The organism is Variovorax sp. J2L1-78 (assembly GCF_030317205.1).
GTDB lineage: Bacteria > Pseudomonadota > Gammaproteobacteria > Burkholderiales > Burkholderiaceae_C > Variovorax > Variovorax arabinosiphilus.
This window is the reverse complement of the sequence record NZ_JASZYB010000001.1, coordinates 788,637-804,627: the sequence shown is the minus strand read 5'-3', so window position 1 is coordinate 804,627 and position 15,991 is coordinate 788,637. Positions and strand designations below refer to the sequence as shown.

Below are 15,991 nucleotides of genomic sequence, written 5' to 3'. Positions count from 1 at the left end.
GGAGCATGGCAACGTTTCTGCAGCGTATTGGTCGTGTTCCCATGTCGAAGCTGCTCCAGACAGAATCGCTGGACGATGAACTGCGGGCTGGGCTCTGGAATGCGATCACGCTTTCCTTCTGGAGCAAGAGTCGAGACTTCCCCGACGAGTACACCACCGCCGGGCAAACGGCTCTAGATTTGGAGGCTGCGATTCGCCGGCTTTGGATCGGTCACTTGAAGCGGCCACTTGATACCCTGCCCCCTAGGCCCATGGCTGGCGACCACCGCTCCGTGTACGGCATCCTTAGGCAAATCGTCATGGAAGGGCGATGGGATGCGGCACTTGATATTGTCGATGCACTGGTTAGCTATTCACCGAGGCGTTGGCAGAGTGAGATGGCGGCTGCATTGAACTCGGTCTTAGAACAGGAAAACGCTGCGTACCGCTTCGTGAATGCGGAACTCACTCCCATTACGTCCCCCGTTGAGATCGCAGCCATCGAGTCGGCGATCGAGAAAAGCAGTCGTGCTGTGCGTACTCATCTGGAGGCCGCGCTAGGAAAGCTCTCGGATCGAAAGCATCCTGATTATCGGAACTCGATAAAAGAGTCGATATCAGCCGTGGAAGCAGCATGTCAGGCTGTGGCAAAGCAACCGTCCGCCTCACTGAATGACTGCCTAAAGGTCATAAAGAAGTCGAAGCCTCTGCACCCGGCGTTTGAGAGCGCACTAACGAAGTTGTATGGCTACACCAGCGACGCTTCTGGCATCCGGCATGCCATGGCTGAGGAAGGTTCAGAGGTCACGCACGCCGATGCACAGTTCATGTTGGTGTCCTGTTCGGCATTCACCAATTACCTCTGGACTGTCGCTGCTGAGGCTGGAATCGAGGTATAGCTCTACCCATCGGTTTCGACCACCCACCCTGCGACACACCAGGCGCCTGGAAGCTTGCTTTTCCACCTGCCGTTAGATCGGCTGACACCCCAGCACTTACGCGCGCAAAGCAGATGCCCAAGTGTCTTCGTGCACGATAAACAGCGGAACACCTGCCTGCTTGTGCTGGACGGCCTTCTCGATCTTCGTGCCGAAGCTGCCATGCTTCCATTCAGGACTGCCGAGGCCGCCGACGACAAGGTAGTGCAGCTTCTTTGTGACTCCTGAGATCACGCCGCCTCTTGTCTCGATCGCCTGCTCGCAGATCTTGCGCGGCCCGAAAACGAAGTCACCGGTGAAGCAGAACGACTTTGCTACGACCTCGATGCCCTCCACACGGTCAATCGGAAGCTCGCTTACAAAACTGGCTTCTGCTACCTCATCTAGACGACCGCCGATGAGCTTCTGCAGTGTGTCGGCAAGGTGAGATCGCTCCTCCGGTGTGATTACGCCGTCTGCGAGCACCGATTGGATCTGCGCGTAGATCACGGTGCCGGGCCAGGTCAGCGAGACATTCTGTGCCGTAGACAGCCACTGTCCAAGAAACCGAATTTCATCGTCGTTCAAGTGCTGATCGGCCATGAGGCCTTGCACGAGCCCGACTAACGCCGCGCAGGAGGTTCGCATCTCATTGCGAAAGGCGGCCGCTTGCCGCTGGTAGATGTTGATCATGCTGATCCTCCGGCCTCAACAGTGGACTTGGCCAGTGCGCCGAGATCGCTCGTAAACGTCACCGCCATTCCGGTCATAGAACATGTGACCAAGGGTCTGGCTTCGGTATCTATGTCGAGGTCCTCGCCGCGGAGCCCTTGCCACGTTGCAAGGTAGTGGAGCGCGCCGAGGCGCTTCCCCGCCTTTATCGCAGGTCCGCCGCCCTTCCACGCAAGCTCAGGAAGCTCGCCACGTCGCGCAGCCTCGGCGAGGGATGGGTCCTGGCCGGCTTTTTCGATACCCCTTGCCCAAGAGCAAAGCAGCCCTTGATCGGGCCCCTGCCACAAATCTTCCCAGCGATCTCCGAGTACCGGCCGTTCGTCGATCGAATGGTGAATTTTCATGCGGCGCATACTAAGCTGGACGCCCTGACAGGGGAAGCAGTTCAGCCTTCGCTTCAGCTCGGACTGTGCACAAGTGCCGACACTATTGCCCCTCGACCGTCTCGCCGAACCTGCTCATCACGTAGGCGCGCATCGCGGCCACCAGGGCCGTCGGGCCCTTCACGATCCGACCTTTCCGGCTGTTCGCGAACTCCGCGGCGCCCGCGATCCAGTGATCAGTTTCCCAACAGATCATGATCCGCTCGCGCTCGATGATGGGACCGGCATCCGTCCAAGACGACGAGGGGCAGAACTTCAGTTGCTGGTCAACCGTCGGCTCGACCCCTTCGGCGCGGGCCACCCAGTAGTCGAGCGTCGAGCCGGCCAGTTCATCGGTCTTCATGGGTGCTCCTCAGAGCTGATTGAACAGTCCACACTGTACTGACAAGGGTCTCGAGCTGGCGGCTACACGTCGAGCGCGACCTGCCCGCCGTCGACCGCGGTGAACCTGGTGGGGATGTGCGTGCCAGTGCGCCAATCCGGCTCATAGATCGCCTCGCAAGGCACGACGCAGTGCCGAGCCTTTGCCCAGGCTTGCTTGAAGCTGGCCAGCGTTGCAACGGTCTCCGAGCGGGCGTTGTACGTGCGGGTGCCGTACTTAACCTCGGTTGCGAAGCCGGGTAGGAGGCCGAAGCGCGCATCCACCACATCGAAGTCGGGCACAGCCTCGTCACCGGAGTCGCACTCAGGTGGTCGGCGGACGATGGGCGCGAACTGCGTGGGATAGACATGGAGGCCACCGCTACCGCGAGGCGGCTCCCAATCGGGTGGCAACTTGATGCCGAAGCGCTTCTCGTAAAAGTGCCGGCGCTTCTCAGCTTGGTAATGGCTGCACATCCGGCGCATTCTGCCGGTATGACAGAGGCCAGGCTCCGATCAGCGGCTCCTGCAGGCGTACAGCGCTCCGCCGGAAAGACCCGCGACCGCGACTCCACCAGCGAGTACGAAGGGTGCCCAAGCTACGGCGCCCGCGGTTGCGCCAATAGTCCCGGCCACATACCCTGCGCTTCCCGTGAGAATCGTGGCGCCCGAACTATGCGCCACCGCAGTGACTCCAAGAGCGGCAGCAGTCCCGGAGGCGCCGGCACCAATTCCGGCGGTAGCGGCAGCCGCCTTGGCTGTGTTCATGATGCCGTCGCGGTACTCGTTTGTTTTGGAGCAAAACGATGCGTTGGCAAGCGTCGACAAGGCAAACAGTCCAATGGAAATTGCTTGCTTCAGCATGGTTTGACCCCGGATACTGGCGAAAATCACGCGGCGCGCCTCTCGTCGATCGTAGCTACAGGTACTGGCTGCCCCAGAATGACGTAAATGTCTCCGTCAGCGTCTGCAGCCTCGACTTCGAGAACGGGGTATGCCCGGCTCAGGTCGGCGTGCTTCGCCCACACACCTGGGCCTCTGAGCCCGGCAGGAGGTGCAGATAAAACAACATAGCCAAGCGCACCCCGAGCTACGGCGTCAATGGCTCGACGCCTCCCGGAATAGCCAACCGCACGCGCCGCGCCGGTCTCCGCGAACCCTTCAGCATGAAAACAGCGCACTCGCAGGTATGCGCCCGCATTTGCATGCTCACGAACGCGCTGGCCGGCCTCGCTCCAAAGCTGCATGAGCACCGTGCCAGACGGAGCAAACGCATCCCAGGAGTTCACCACGGAACCATGCGACTTGAACCCGATCGACTTGAGGAACTCGGTGATGGTCATGCAAATGTTGCACCTTATGGAAGCGCTGCGATGATAAGCAAATCTTGCGCGCGCGGCGCTAACAGGCGCACCTAGACTGAGGAAGGCAATTCATGCAGGCATTAGAGGATCTGAACGAATGGCTGCTTGGGTTGCTCTTGACGCGCCCGAGGCTGTTCATCTTCTGCGGACGTGCGCTTTTTGCTTTGGCATCCGCAATGGCGGTGCTTGGCTGGCGCTTCGATAAGCTCGGGCACAAGGTTGAGCGGCTATCGGCTCGAGCAGGCGTGGCACCTCCCGACTTCATGGCCGGGCTGCCGTGGTGGTTACGCCTCTTTGTGCCTGAGACGACCAGCGGATGGATAGGCATCGCTCTGCTCGCGCTTGCTGGAATCTCGATGGCTCTTGCCGGCAAGTGGGCGAGGAAGATTCATCAATGACGGACTCCAACGTCCTCGAGTTTTGACACGCGGCGCCCGCTCGCACGGATCAGCTCGAGTAAGTTCTCCGGCCCCTGCAAATGCAAGCATCCGACGATCAACAAAATCTTCGCGTTGCTCTGGAAGAAAAACTGCTCCATGCGAGAAGCCCAACGACGGTTTCGCTCCACGAATATCGCCTCGTAGAGCACGGGGTCCTCGATCATTGGACCGTCTTTCGCCACCTCCCAAATACCCGCCTCGTCGCCGGCAAACCAGGCCTCGTACAGCGCTTGAAATTTCCTTGGAACGTCAGGCCTTGACTCAAGCATCTGCTCCATCGCAGCGATGAAGTGTTCAACTGGCGGTCCATCAAAAAGATCCGAGACCTCCTGCGCGCTCTCAATCACGTTGAACGATCTGCCTGCCTGACTAAGCCGCGCGTTCATCCTCACGTCCAAGCCCGGTTCGCCGTCTAAGCCGGAAGATGCCGACACCATCAATGCGGACCATGGCTTCATGCGAGCGAGTTCGGGAATGTGCTCGTTATGGGGCCAGATCGATGCCAGGGCGGCGAACATTGCTGGCGGCAGCGTCGCATGAAGTACGGGGGTGGGTGCTGCCATCAAAGGAAGTAGCTCGACCACGTTGTGCTCGAAGCAAATCTGTTCGGCCCATGACATCGCCGCTTCCACCCGCGGTGGCAGATCTACAACCCCCTTTGGGAAAAGATGCACGCTCCCAAGAATGCGGGTGTTCGTGCCTTCGACCTCGTAGTACATAGCGCCTCGCAGTCATTTATGTGCGACTGAGTATCGCCAGCCGTGCCAGTCAAAGCCATCTTTTTCGCTTTCGTCGCTGGGTGCAGCTCGTGCGCCGCTGGTCAAGAAGCCTCCCCTGCATAGGCGCGGCTGCGGCGGAAGCCGTTCTGCGTGCGACGCTCAGAACTCTGCACAGCCTCGATGACCATGCTCTTGGTCGCCACGTCGCCGACGGTGAAGTTGTAGTGGTAGGTGTCGCCAGTACCCTGCTGGCAGGGCATGGTTCGGCACGATGCTACGGAGATGCGACTTTCGTCAAGGTGATATAGGAGCGCCAGCTATTGATTGTCAGATCGCCCTTGAGCGTACCGTCAGATTGGAGAAGGTACTTGGCTTCACCACTGCCGTCTGGTAAGTAGTAATGCAAGGTGCCGGGACCGACCGTGGCCTGGACGCGAAACCATCGGGTAGATGTGTAGTCGGTCTCGCCGACTGAATGGATAACGGTCGCCGTAGATGTTCCGAGGTGTTCAACAAGAAGAATCGCCGGAACTTTCAGTCGAGGGCTGAACCATGTTCCGGACCACTTCCCTGAAAGCGCCGCGATGCTTGGGGCGAGCACACCTTCAGGCGGTGCGTTAGCGACCGCGCCGCGGGGCAACGGGGGCGGTCGCAGATACCCGGCCGGCGCCGGGGCATTGCCTGAGCAGCCGCCAAGCAAAAATAGGACAAGGATTATTGCTAAGCGAACGGGCATTGGACCCCACATCGAACACGCGTATAGAGCTGGGCCAAGCCACGCCGCACGGTGTTGCGGTTCAGCAGTTGTAGGGAGCGCTCCAGACGCCGCCTGCTTGGCACCGCTTGCACTGCATCGGTCGAGTACACCCCCCTCCGGCTGTTGGCTCCCCTGGGCACCACTTATGCTCTCCTCCAACTGGATATTCGGTCGAGGGGTTCAGTTGGCACCCGCCCGGTTTCATTTGCGTACTTAGGTCGCCTGAAGTTTTCTGCGGTGAGATGCACCCTGCAATTAGCAGCGCGACGACGAACACTAGGTGGACTCGACAACTTCGCATAGGTAGCTTTCGGAGTGCGTCCCACACGTTAACGGTCGACGCAGAGTGCAGCATCAACACTTTGAGTGATCCAGCGCCGTCACCACCCAAGTTGACAGAAGATCGCTGGGCTGCCTTCTAGCCCCACCCCAGGGCTTCGTAAAGAGGAAGCTGTCCGTGAAGCCCGCCGCGGTGCATCGCCTTACCCGCGCGTAGTTACCCGTCCAAGCACCGACACCCTGCAGTCGTCGCGCGTCACCTCGGCCAGCAGCAGCCGGCCGCCGACTGGGGCTTCTGGGAGCATTGTGAGCGTCCTCTCAACCTGCTCGGCTGCGATAGCGTGGGCCTGGCCTGGTGAGCGTGCGTGGATGCCTTCTTGGCCCCACGACGCATCCCAGGGGGACAGGTAGAGGTCGGTGATCTCCTGAAAACTGAAGCCTGTCTCGTCGTGGGACTGAGCCACGAGGCAGCACATCGAGCCGCGGCTGCGCGAGTAGCCCACCATCGTGACCTCCTGCTTGTGGATCTCAGTGACGTGGGGCATCGGCTTGAGCGATTCGGTCACGAACGCGAGTGAAGCCGGCAGGTCGTCCTCCGCCTCGTCGAAGCCGGCTGCGGACCGCAACGACGTAGTAAGCGCGTGCAGGAACAGGTCGCCTCCACGGATCGCCATCACCACGTTCGCATGCGACAGGGTGAGCAGCTTGCTGCACTCTGTGTAGCGACCATCCGAGCCGAGGCCCTCGGTGTCGACCACCACCATAGCCTTCTGTGACGTCATCCAAACATCAACGAGGCTCATGACGGCTTTCCCACTGTGAGAGAGCCCAGAACGGGGCTCACGGTCAGGTAAGTAGCGTAAGCGGTGTAGATGTAGGACGCCGCTTGAAGAATGATCGGGATTGCTTGAGGCATAGGTTCTTTCAGGTGATGAGTTCGCTTGGCACAACGTCGCCCAGGTCGGTGCACATGAGGTACACAGCCGGGCCGCGCAGCAGCATGCCGACGCCGAACGGGAGGATGGAGACGCCAAGCTCTGCGCACAGAGTCCGGATCAGGTGGCGGCGAGCACGGGCAGTCACCGGCCGACCCCTTGAGGATCAATGCCCGCCTGCTTCCGCGCCATAGCGGTCAGCTCGGCCAGGTGACTCCCCGGCGTGACAGCTGACCGATCCAGGAGGCTTCGCAGCCGCTCCGACGGGACGGTCCCAGGGTGGTCTTGGAGCCAGGCGGCCCATAGGTCAGCCAGGACGTGGCGCCAGGGCCAGGTGTATGCGTGGAACGAGAAGTCTCGCTCACCGGCGAACCACTGCGCAATCGGCTTAGGGATGGAAACATTGCCCCCGCTGCGCCGACGACCGCGAAAGGTGGACTTCGCCGCGGTCAATCGTCGGCTCCCGGTTCCAGCTTGAGGAGGCGCAAGGCTGAGTGCATTTGTGTGCGGGCGTCACGTTCGACGCCAGCGGCCGGGTGTGGCTTTCGCTGCCCCCAGCGGTCGGACACCACCGCGCCCTCCTTGTCGAGCACCTTGCGTGCCTCTTGCAGGCGGTCGTAGGCCTCGCACGCCGACTGCAGCAGCAGAAGGCCTGCCGCATCGTTCAGGCTGTAGTCGTTGAACAGCCCTTGCCACAGCTTTTTTGCCTCGAGGCTGAGGTGCTTGGCGGGTGTCGGTTTAGCGCTCAATCGGTCGCTCACTTTCTTTCATGGATTGGCCCGGACTTACTGCGCGTGAGAGACCGAGTGGTTTCCGACCCGGTCGACCTCCAGACTTTTTGCCCCCCCTGGGGGTAGGTGGCGGCGTGCAGCCCGTCAGGGCGGTGAGCCTCCCCGCAGCGCTCTCTACGCTGCCATGCACGCCCATACGCGAGCGGGATGCGGACACCCCTGTTCAGGCCGGCGCCTCTATGGGCTGCTCTCTCGATGGCGGCGGCTTGGGTCATGCGGTGGTGTCGAGGCTGGCCATCAGGCGGTCAGGGTGGCGACCTTCTTGCGCCGTGCGGCCGTGTCGATGCGCTGCTTGATCGCGTCGCGCTCTTCCGCAGTCATGAGGTAGTCGGCGATGTCGGCATGCCAGGCGGGCACATAGCCGCCGGTGATGTCGAAGGGATCGAAGGAGCCGGCATCCGGGTATTCGAAGCGAGTGCATGGAAGCTGTTGCGAGTAGCCCAGTGCGTCGATGGAGTGGCGGAGGCTGATCTCGGCCTGGTTCGCAGCATGCAGTTCGACGATGGCATCCTTGATGCGCTTGGTCCGTGCCTTGTGCTCTTCGCTGAAGCGCTGCGCTGCCTTCTGGCTCAGTTCGAAGGCGACGCGATCGACAACGACCTGCTGCGCACCGATGGCCCGGCGCAATCCAGAGATCAACATCTCAGCGGCGCGGGTCTTCTCGTTCAGGCTCGATGGAACACGTCCGTCGAGCAACATCTCGGCATGCTCGATCAGGACGACGCCCGGCTGATGGGCCTCGATCTCCTGAGCGCGGAACCAGTCGGCGCGCATCTGCACCAAGCTCTCCTCGGCCTTGTTCAGCTCCGTTTGAAAGCGGGACAGCTTCTCGAGTTCGACGGTATACGCAGGGATCGTCGACAGCGCCGGGTATGCAAGTTCTTCAGTCATGTTTGCCTGAGGTTTCTGGTTGGTTCAGTGATCTTCGATCGATCGACTGGGTAGAGCTAAGAGGCTTACCCAGAATCTTTCAGATGGCCTTGCGGATGGTCTCGGCCGCAGCTTTCGGGAGGCCAAGCCGGGCCGCAATCAGCTCGCCGCGCCGGCGGTCGCTGAGGGGCTGCAGACGAGGATCTGCCGCCAGTCGCCGCCAGAGGGCGATGTCCTCGTCGGAGTACTTGCGACAAGCCGCCGCACCTCTTGCGCGCTGGCCTGCCTGAGCAACCGAGCGCCGACGTTCAGCCTTTACGGCGGGCATAAGCGTCTCAGCAGCACGCCGGATGAGCATCAAGTACCGGACGATCTCCATGGCGTGCGCGAGATTGCCAGCCTTGTAGATCTCGAAGGCTCGCTGCCGGTCTGCGATCGCATGCGCCCTGTCCTGATCCAGCAGGTCACCGGACGCAAGGAAGGCATCCAGCGCTGCGAGGTCGAAGCCGTATTGGCTGTGGGCAAGCCACGCAAATCGGTCCTCAAGGCTTTGCCAGGCTGGCGCAGGCTCTGCAGCGGACAGCGTCGACGGCAGTACGTCGACCAGTGCGTCGTTCATGCTGAGCACGCGGTGGCACGGATCGCTCGCTGGCTGCGAAGCCGTCATGCCCTCTGCCCTCCTGCGCGAACGGCAGCCTCGCGCGCACTCTTGGCCTTGTGGCAGTCGTCGCATCTCGGCCTGAGGTTGGAGTCGTCGTTGCTCCCGCCCTGCTCAAGCGGAATGTCGTGGTCGATCTGGTCTTTGTCAGATCGCCAAACCCGACCACAGTCGACGCACAGGTAGCCATGCGCCAGGGCCACGCGCTGCCGGGTCTCTATCCAAGTGCGACCACGCACCCGTGGCGTCGTGCCGGCCTTGGCTTCGAGCACGTTGATGCGGTTCGACCTCAGCGCAGCGAGACGCGGCTTCAGAGTTGTCAGCCTTGACATGTCACCCACCCTTCGCAGTAAGCGTTCTTTTGAGAGCGAGACGCCGCCCGGGTCATCGGGTCGAAGCCAACAAGGGAGCGCTGGATGTAGGTCAGCGCTCCCTTGCCGAGGTCGTACATCAGGATCTTGTCGGCGCTCATGGCTGGGCCTTTCGGATGGCGTTGACCTTGCGGAGGGCGCGCTTGGCCTGCAGCAGGCGCTGCCGCTCCGCATCAAACTGCTCAGGCGTGAACCTGCCGGGCTCTTCTTTGTTGGCCTCGCGCATGCCGACGATCTGCCAATTCAGCGCATCGACGGCGTGCCACAGCGCGACCGTGTCGGCCTTGGTGAGGATGGTGGTGGCCGGCTCGGTCATGCCTGCCTCCCATACTGCTCACGGAAGTACGCGAGCAGTTCAGCCTGCAGGTGGATGGGAGTAGCCAAGCAGTCCTCGCGCATCTCTGCGCGTGCCTTCGCGCCGTCTCCGTGGAGGTCGCAGGCACGCATTGCCGCGGCGACGAGCTGAACAGTGGTCTCGTGCGCCGTCTGGACGAATGCAAGTAGCTCGGGTTTGTGCGCGACGAGCAGCACCCGAAGCGCCGGGGTCAATCGATTCGCGGGCTTGACGATCAGGTTTTCACCATCGACCCGGAGAGAGATGCCGGCGGACGAGGCGGTGCGGCAAATCTCGACCGGGCTCACAGCGGCACCTCTTCATCGCCAAGTTGCTCAGCTTCTTCACCCTTGAGCACATGGGCAAGTTGAGCACCTTGAGCAACATGGGCGGTTTTATCTTGCTCAACATGCTCATGTTGTCCAACTTGCCCATGTTTTTTTGTGAGCAAGTTGCCGCCCTTGCGGGCGTAGACCGGCAGTTGCCAGTACCAACCCGACTCGCCCTTTTTCTTGAGCACGTTAAGGGCATCGGAGGCACGGCGCACTGTCGACCAAGAATGTCCGGCTTCCTTGGCCTCAGCCTGCACGGTCTTGGTGGGCGTGGCGCAGATCAGCAGCTCGCGCAAGAAGTCCTCGGCCGACTGGCGAGCACCAGCAGCGTCCGTGCCCTCCTCCTCCGGTTCCGCGAGTAGGTCGCGAGCGTTCCCAGCGACTGCCTGACCCCAAGTGACGATGGATGTCGGGATGCCTCGGGCCTCGACCTGCTCGACGTGGTACTCGAAGCCGCCATCATCTGGAGCGATGTTGGCCTTGGCACGCACCAGCATGCGCTTGTCGCCGCCCTCCTCGTTCCGGACCTTGGCGGCCAGCATGACGATGCGTGCGACCGCACTGAAGGCGATGGAGCCGGTCACCCGCTCTGTCGGGTCGCGACCCACCGTGCCCTTGCTCAGGTGCGTGATGCCCACCACTGCGGCGCCAAGCTCGGCGCCTAGGTTGACCAGCGGCTGCAAGCCCTTCCGAACCTCGGCGTTCTTGTGCGAGTCCCCGCTGACCGCAGAGACCACCGGGTCGACGATGAGCAGCTTGATGTCGCCGATGCGCTGGGCTTCGATCGATAGCTCGAGCAGTTCGCGTGCGGGGTCAAAGGGCAGCACCTCGTCGTCGACACGGGAGCCCGTCACGAAGTAGATGCGATCCATGTTGGCGCCCATGCCTATCAGGCGCGGAACCAACGTGTCGGCCGGATCGTCTTCGCCCGACCAGATCAGGACGTTGCCCGGTTCGCAGCGCACGCCGTCCGGCCAACGCCCGCCGCTAGTGAGTGTGGCAGCCAGGCCCAGTGCGATCGTCGTCTTTCCAGCGCCTGGAGCACCGGCCAATATGTGCAACTTGCCGCGAGCCAGCCAGTGATGCCAAAGCCAGGAGATCGGCACGGGTTCGATGTCGGAGCCGCGCGTGAGCACGATGCCGTCGAGTTCCATCGGGGGCGGCAGTGCCTCCCACACAGGAGAGTGATCCTTCATGTGAGGGCCTTCCTTGCCTGGTTGAGGCGTTGCTTGGCTAGTTGCTCCCGCTGGAGGTCTGACGCGCTGATCTGACGGCCCGCCCTGCGATCGAACCTCACGATGGCCAGCACTTGGCGCTCGAACTCCGCCGCAGCGCGCAGAGCGGTACGTGTGACCCCGGGTGCTGGCGGTGGTGGGCGCGGGCGGTCTGGCGGCGGGAAGAGATTGGCGATCGTCATGCCGATGGCAGCGACGACATCTGCCGTAGCGCAGCCAGCAAAGCAGTGCATGAGCACCCGGCCGTCATCGCCCTCCTTGATGGACAGCGACGGGCCGCGGTCAGCGTGCGCAGGGCACCGTGATGCGAAGCCCTGGCCGGACTTTCGGACCTGCTCGAGCTGCAGCAGAACGTTTTCGATCACGTTCATGCGACCGTCTCCGTCCCATGACTTGCGCCGCCTACACTTGTGACATGGCCACAGAGTTGTTTACCGCAATCGTTGAAGCGATCAAGCTCGCGCCACGCTATCTGGCACCAGTTGGGATGGTCGCTGGCTTGCTGCTGTTCCTGCCTGAACAGTATCTGCAAGTCCTCGGCATAACGCAGCTTGCAGAAGACTATCGCCCGATTCTTGGGCTCACATTTCTTTTTTGCCTTGCGGTGGTCGCAATAGCCGTGCTGAAGTTCATCGCAAGTGGACCGCTGTCCCTGTACTACAGGTGGCGCAGAAAGCGCTACCTGAAAGATCGTCTGTCGCGACTGACGGAAGATGAAAAGCAAATTCTGCGGTTCTACATATCGAAGCAGACTCGCACCAATGTTCTTCGCGTCGACGATGGCGTCGTGCAGGGCCTCGTAGCCGACCGTATCATCTTCAGGTCGGCGAACATGGGCAACGTTATCGAGGGCTTCGCTCACAACATCGCTGATGGAGCGTGGCAGGTGCTCAACGAGGATCATTCCCTCCTCGACGGCACGACCAACTTCTACCGGACCGATAAGGACCGTGGCCTCTACTAGCAGCTTCTCCCAACCTGCGCGAGCGAACTGTGCCCTCAAGGTCTCGATGTATTTGTGCTCGAAGGTGGTCATTTCGTCACCTTCTTCGAAGCTTCAAATTCTTCGATGGCGTCCATCCGCCAGTACGGTTTGGAGGGGCCGAATGGGTACTCTGGCTGCGGCAAAACCCCTTCCCGCAGCTTCACATAAAACGTCGAGTTGGAAATGCCCCAGCGCTGGCGTAGCCGGGGGCCTTGGATCCAGACTGGCGAGGTAACCGGCCCGCTTCGAGTTTGCATCGCATCACTCCATCTTTGTTAGGACGGAATGACTGTCGAACTTGGCGGCCCTACGTTGATCCGGTTTGTTTTGCCATCAATGTAAGTTCGGCCTTCTTCGCCTTGATCGCCGCGTTGATGATCCGAGGGCCGCACGGTATCGAATAGTGAGCGCCAAGCTCTGACATAAACGTTGCGAACCACGCCCCAGGGTCAGATGGCGGCAACCGCCCGAATCGCCCGTAGTAGACATCGACAATTCTGGCGGTCAGATGTTGAGCGTTGGCCTGATCCGGCTTGCTCTGTCGCGTCGGATCAAGGGCAGCGGCTGCTCTGCTTGCAAGCACCTCGAGCGCGTCAATGAAATCCCAAGCAATGCCCTGCACGGTTCGGTCAAGCCCCTCCGAAGCAACCACCGAGTTCGGCACTGTCTCAGCAACACCGTCTCGGGCAGCATCCGAGTGCTTAACGAGTTCGCTTTGAAGCTGCAGCGCATCCCTTGTTTGCTGCGTAGCCAGAGCCAGTGATTGCAATAAACGGTCAGCGTTTCCCGCGATCTTCAAAAGCTCTTCACGTTGCCTTCCAGGACCGATGGACAGCTTGTCATCAATGGTCTGCTGGACCCATTCGCCGCAGTTCTGAAGAAAGCTTTCCGCAGCGTGAGCGTCGATCCCCTGTGACACCAGCACTCTGCGAAGTCGGCCTCGTAGCAGTCCCGGGATGTAGTTGGCTTCTACCAGCGCGCCGGTGCCGTCGCCTAGGTCCGGCTTGGTTCGCCTCATGGCGCAACCTTATCGAAGCCCCTTTCCGCCACCCTTGCGGACTCTTTGCGGAGACTGCCGACTGCGCGCGGCACCCGACCACGGCGTAAGGGCTGCATGACGGGACGAGCCGCGGCGGCGAGCCGTTTGCGGACGGTCGCGCTCATAGGCGGACCAGTGTCAGGTGCTTGGTCTCTCCTTCAGCGTCGAGAAGAACGTGCGCCGGGTAGAAAACCTTGCCCTTTCCAAGCTCGCGGGCCGTATAGCCGAACTTGTAGTCGAAGGCCTTGTTGGTTTCTTCGTCCAAGTACCTGCCGTTCTCCATCCAGACGCCGTACAACCCGTACCCCTCGACTATTTCCAAGTAGTGTCCGTCGACGTGCATACACAGATCGCCAACCTTGAACGCGGCCGGACTGTCGTGCAACGCTACGCGGACTGCGTCAATTCCAGGATCACGCATACTCTCGCGCTTCTTGGCCATTGCCATGGCCTCCTGCCGGGCCTTGACCTGCTGCCTGATGGCAGCATCACGGCGCACCTCTGCGACTGCGCGCTGGACGCCGACTAGAACACGAGCGGTGCCGTCTTCGTATTGCTCGATCCTCAGGTACGTTTCATCGCGCCTGCACTTCCGAAGGATGATCTGCCCTTGTGAGTAGGCAATCGAGCATTTTCCTTCAGGAGGAAGCTGATCCGACCTGATGATGCCGGCCGCCGTCAACGAAACAAGCGGGCCGCGATATTCGTCGTGATCGATTTGCTCGGTGAGGTGAATGTCGTCGGGCAAGCTGGCAGGGTGCGGCGAGATAATCGAGAGAGCCATGTGTGCGGTCCTTTCAGGTTGTGCACTTTGGTCAGAGCCCTGTCGGTGTTGAAGCACCTTCGGGGCTCGCTTCTTTGTGCCTCAGCGAAATGAATTGACGCCCACTTCATTTCCGCCCTGAGGTGCGGCGTTCATCCTGTGCGGGCCATGGGAAGCACGTTGCCCTTCGTGGCGGGCGTCTCGATGAAGTCGGCCCATGCCTGCATCATCTGCAGCCGCTTGGCGAACATGTCGCCGCGCCGGTAGGCCGCCTCTACCTTCGATTCGATGACGTGGGCCAGCGCCATTTCGGCCAGGTCGCGCGGGAAGTTGGTGCGCTCCGCAGCCCAATCGCGAAAGGTCGACCGGAAGCCGTGCGGCACCTGTTCCTGGCCCATGGTGCGCATCACCTTGAGCAACGTCATGTCGCTCAACGACTGGCCCTTCACGCCGGGGAAAACAACATCGGTTCCGTCTACGCGCGGCGTGGCCTTCAGCAGCTCGATCGCTTGTCTCGACAACGGCACACGGTGTTCACGCTTGCCCTTCATGCGGTCGGCTGGAACAGTCCAGAGCTTCGCCTCTAGGTCGAACTCCGGCCACCGAGCGCCACGGACCTCGCCCGAGCGGGCCGCGGTCAGGATCGCCAGCTCGAGGGCGCGAGCGCCGTTCCCGTTCGCCACCTTGAGCTGCGTCCAGAAGCCCGCCATGTCGTCCAGCGCCACCGCCGCGTGGTGCTCGACCTTCGACACCTTGGAGGGCTTGGGCAGCAACTGCTCGAGGTGCCCTTTCCATCTGGCCGGGTTGTCGCCTTGGCGGTAGCCTCGCACGGTGGCCCAGTCGAGCACCGCCTCGATGCGGCCGCGCACGCGCGTAGCGGTCTCGGTCTTGGTCTTCCAGATCGGCTGCAGCACTTCGAGGATGTGCGCGAGCGTGATGTCACGCACCAGCAGTTCGCCAATGTGCGGGTCTGCGTAGGTCTTGAGGGTGTTGGTCCATTGCTGCCTGTGCTTCGGGTTGTCCCACTCGTCGCCCTTGGCGTTGATAAACGCCTCGGCACACTGGCTGAAGGTCTTGGCCGTGGCGTTCTCGGCCATCAGCAGCGCCCTCGCCTGCTTGCGCTGCTCCACAGGGTCGATGCCTTGAACGATCTGATCGCGCGCACGCCGAGCGGCATCACGAGCACCGGCGAGGGTCACGTCCGGATAACCGCCGAGACCGATGTCCTTACGCACGGGCCCGACGAGCACCCGCAAGATCCACGACTTGGCGCCGGTGGCCTTGATCCACAGGTGCAAGCCGGCCACCCCGCCGACGGCATGACGCCCCGGCATCTTCAGCCGACTGACCTGCAAAGCTCCAAGCTCGACCGCCTTCTTTGGCATTTATCCATCCTGGTGGTAACCGTTACCACATTAGGCGCGGCATTGCGCCGGATTGTCAAGGATGGTTCCACAGGTTTTAAGCGGGCTCTCCCTCTGGCGAAGAGTGAAATCTGCATAGTTCGGGATCGCTCCGGACCCGGCCTTCGGGGACGCCTGCTCCGCCAAACTTGTGGCCCCAGTAGCTGTCTTGCTACTGGGGCTTTTTAGTTGGCGGGCGCTCACGGCGCTCCGCACTAGAACTTTTCATTTAAGCCCTCCCAAGAATCGCGAAAAATCACGGCCCGTGGCAGGGATGTCCCGCATGGAATCGGTTTGTTGCAACGATCCGGCAGGCGCCTAATGCGCTCTCACGCAAGGAGTCGC

General features: G+C 61.5%; 24 protein-coding genes. 3 read left to right on the top strand and 21 right to left on the bottom strand.

The features are described from left to right. Positions 1-5: 5 nt before the first annotated feature. On the top strand, positions 6-878 hold the full coding sequence (locus QTH86_RS03900; protein ID WP_286645967.1) for an AbiJ-NTD4 domain-containing protein: 873 nt from the start codon (positions 6-8) through the stop codon (positions 876-878). A gap of 96 nt (positions 879-974) precedes the next feature. Here the strand turns inward: QTH86_RS03900 and QTH86_RS03895 are convergent, their stop codons facing one another. From QTH86_RS03895 to QTH86_RS03875, 5 genes are all read right to left on the bottom strand, one after another. Then, positions 975-1,589: a BRCT domain-containing protein gene (locus tag QTH86_RS03895; RefSeq protein WP_286645968.1), complete on the bottom strand. Its 615-nt coding sequence runs from the start codon at positions 1,587-1,589 to the stop codon at positions 975-977. After that, positions 1,586-1,972: a hypothetical protein gene (locus QTH86_RS03890; RefSeq protein ID WP_286645969.1), complete on the bottom strand. Its 387-nt coding sequence runs from the start codon at positions 1,970-1,972 to the stop codon at positions 1,586-1,588. The genes QTH86_RS03895 and QTH86_RS03890 overlap by 4 nt, the downstream gene beginning before the upstream one ends. 82 nt (positions 1,973-2,054) lie before the next feature. Further along, positions 2,055-2,354: a phage protein NinX family protein gene (locus QTH86_RS03885; RefSeq protein ID WP_286645970.1), complete on the bottom strand. Its 300-nt coding sequence runs from the start codon at positions 2,352-2,354 to the stop codon at positions 2,055-2,057. Between the two features lie 62 nt (positions 2,355-2,416). Continuing rightward, positions 2,417-2,848 (bottom strand): SOS response-associated peptidase family protein, encoded by a 432-nt coding sequence (locus tag QTH86_RS03880; protein WP_286645971.1) that lies wholly within the window; start codon positions 2,846-2,848, stop codon positions 2,417-2,419. Positions 2,849-3,261: 413 nt separating this feature from the next. Next, a complete protein-coding gene (locus tag QTH86_RS03875; protein WP_286645972.1) occupies positions 3,262-3,714 on the bottom strand; it encodes a hypothetical protein in 453 nt (150 codons plus the stop codon). Positions 3,715-3,806: 92 nt separating this feature from the next. On the opposite strand from QTH86_RS03875, the gene QTH86_RS03870 reads away from it, so the two are divergent. Next, positions 3,807-4,133 (top strand): hypothetical protein, encoded by a 327-nt coding sequence (locus QTH86_RS03870; protein WP_286645973.1) that lies wholly within the window; start codon positions 3,807-3,809, stop codon positions 4,131-4,133. Here QTH86_RS03870 and QTH86_RS03865 read toward each other — a convergent pair. The 12 genes from QTH86_RS03865 to QTH86_RS03810 form a co-directional block, all read right to left on the bottom strand. Further along, positions 4,127-4,894: a TraB/GumN family protein gene (locus tag QTH86_RS03865; protein WP_286645974.1), complete on the bottom strand. Its 768-nt coding sequence runs from the start codon at positions 4,892-4,894 to the stop codon at positions 4,127-4,129. The genes QTH86_RS03870 and QTH86_RS03865 overlap by 7 nt on opposite strands. 101 nt (positions 4,895-4,995) lie before the next feature. Beyond that, positions 4,996-5,154: a hypothetical protein gene (locus tag QTH86_RS03860; RefSeq protein WP_286645975.1), complete on the bottom strand. Its 159-nt coding sequence runs from the start codon at positions 5,152-5,154 to the stop codon at positions 4,996-4,998. A gap of 979 nt (positions 5,155-6,133) precedes the next feature. Beyond that, positions 6,134-6,733 carry a hypothetical protein gene (locus QTH86_RS03855; RefSeq protein ID WP_286645976.1) on the bottom strand — a complete coding sequence of 200 codons (600 nt, stop codon included), beginning with the start codon at positions 6,731-6,733 and terminating at the stop codon, positions 6,134-6,136. 581 nt (positions 6,734-7,314) lie between these two features. Beyond that, positions 7,315-7,626 (bottom strand): P27 family phage terminase small subunit, encoded by a 312-nt coding sequence (locus tag QTH86_RS03850; protein ID WP_286645977.1) that lies wholly within the window; start codon positions 7,624-7,626, stop codon positions 7,315-7,317. 267 nt (positions 7,627-7,893) lie between these two features. Then, positions 7,894-8,436 carry a hypothetical protein gene (locus QTH86_RS03845; RefSeq protein WP_286649413.1) on the bottom strand — a complete coding sequence of 181 codons (543 nt, stop codon included), beginning with the start codon at positions 8,434-8,436 and terminating at the stop codon, positions 7,894-7,896. Positions 8,437-8,626: 190 nt separating this feature from the next. Continuing rightward, entirely contained in the window at positions 8,627-9,193 is a 567-nt protein-coding gene (locus QTH86_RS03840; protein ID WP_286645979.1) for a hypothetical protein, read from the bottom strand. Next, on the bottom strand, positions 9,190-9,516 hold the full coding sequence (locus tag QTH86_RS03835; RefSeq protein WP_286645980.1) for an HNH endonuclease: 327 nt from the start codon (positions 9,514-9,516) through the stop codon (positions 9,190-9,192). The genes QTH86_RS03840 and QTH86_RS03835 overlap by 4 nt, the downstream gene beginning before the upstream one ends. Further along, positions 9,504-9,656: a hypothetical protein gene (locus tag QTH86_RS03830; RefSeq protein WP_286645981.1), complete on the bottom strand. Its 153-nt coding sequence runs from the start codon at positions 9,654-9,656 to the stop codon at positions 9,504-9,506. The genes QTH86_RS03835 and QTH86_RS03830 overlap by 13 nt, the downstream gene beginning before the upstream one ends. Next, on the bottom strand, positions 9,653-9,871 hold the full coding sequence (locus tag QTH86_RS03825; protein ID WP_286645982.1) for a hypothetical protein: 219 nt from the start codon (positions 9,869-9,871) through the stop codon (positions 9,653-9,655). The genes QTH86_RS03830 and QTH86_RS03825 overlap by 4 nt, the downstream gene beginning before the upstream one ends. Beyond that, a complete protein-coding gene (locus tag QTH86_RS03820; RefSeq protein ID WP_286645983.1) occupies positions 9,868-10,197 on the bottom strand; it encodes a TubC N-terminal docking domain-related protein in 330 nt (109 codons plus the stop codon). Before QTH86_RS03820 ends, QTH86_RS03825 begins: the two co-directional genes overlap by 4 nt. Then, positions 10,194-11,417: an AAA family ATPase gene (locus QTH86_RS03815; protein ID WP_286645984.1), complete on the bottom strand. Its 1,224-nt coding sequence runs from the start codon at positions 11,415-11,417 to the stop codon at positions 10,194-10,196. The genes QTH86_RS03820 and QTH86_RS03815 overlap by 4 nt, the downstream gene beginning before the upstream one ends. Further along, positions 11,414-11,827 carry a CHC2 zinc finger domain-containing protein gene (locus QTH86_RS03810; RefSeq protein WP_286645985.1) on the bottom strand — a complete coding sequence of 138 codons (414 nt, stop codon included), beginning with the start codon at positions 11,825-11,827 and terminating at the stop codon, positions 11,414-11,416. Before QTH86_RS03810 ends, QTH86_RS03815 begins: the two co-directional genes overlap by 4 nt. Positions 11,828-11,871: 44 nt before the next feature. On the opposite strand from QTH86_RS03810, the gene QTH86_RS03805 reads away from it, so the two are divergent. Beyond that, a complete protein-coding gene (locus QTH86_RS03805; protein ID WP_286645986.1) occupies positions 11,872-12,420 on the top strand; it encodes a superinfection exclusion B family protein in 549 nt (182 codons plus the stop codon). A gap of 68 nt (positions 12,421-12,488) precedes the next feature. Here QTH86_RS03805 and QTH86_RS03800 read toward each other — a convergent pair whose 3' ends face one another. The 4 genes from QTH86_RS03800 to QTH86_RS03785 form a co-directional block, all read right to left on the bottom strand. Further along, entirely contained in the window at positions 12,489-12,698 is a 210-nt protein-coding gene (locus QTH86_RS03800) for a helix-turn-helix transcriptional regulator (protein WP_286645987.1), read from the bottom strand. 50 nt (positions 12,699-12,748) lie between these two features. Next, a complete protein-coding gene (locus tag QTH86_RS03795) occupies positions 12,749-13,459 on the bottom strand; it encodes a hypothetical protein (RefSeq protein ID WP_286645988.1) in 711 nt (236 codons plus the stop codon). 142 nt (positions 13,460-13,601) lie between these two features. Then, the gene (locus tag QTH86_RS03790) at positions 13,602-14,264 is read right to left on the bottom strand and encodes a hypothetical protein (protein WP_286645989.1); all 663 of its coding nucleotides are present in this window, start codon (positions 14,262-14,264) and stop codon (positions 13,602-13,604) included. A gap of 131 nt (positions 14,265-14,395) precedes the next feature. Next, the gene (locus QTH86_RS03785; RefSeq protein WP_286645990.1) at positions 14,396-15,628 is read right to left on the bottom strand and encodes a tyrosine-type recombinase/integrase; all 1,233 of its coding nucleotides are present in this window, start codon (positions 15,626-15,628) and stop codon (positions 14,396-14,398) included. Positions 15,629-15,991 lie beyond the last annotated feature (363 nt).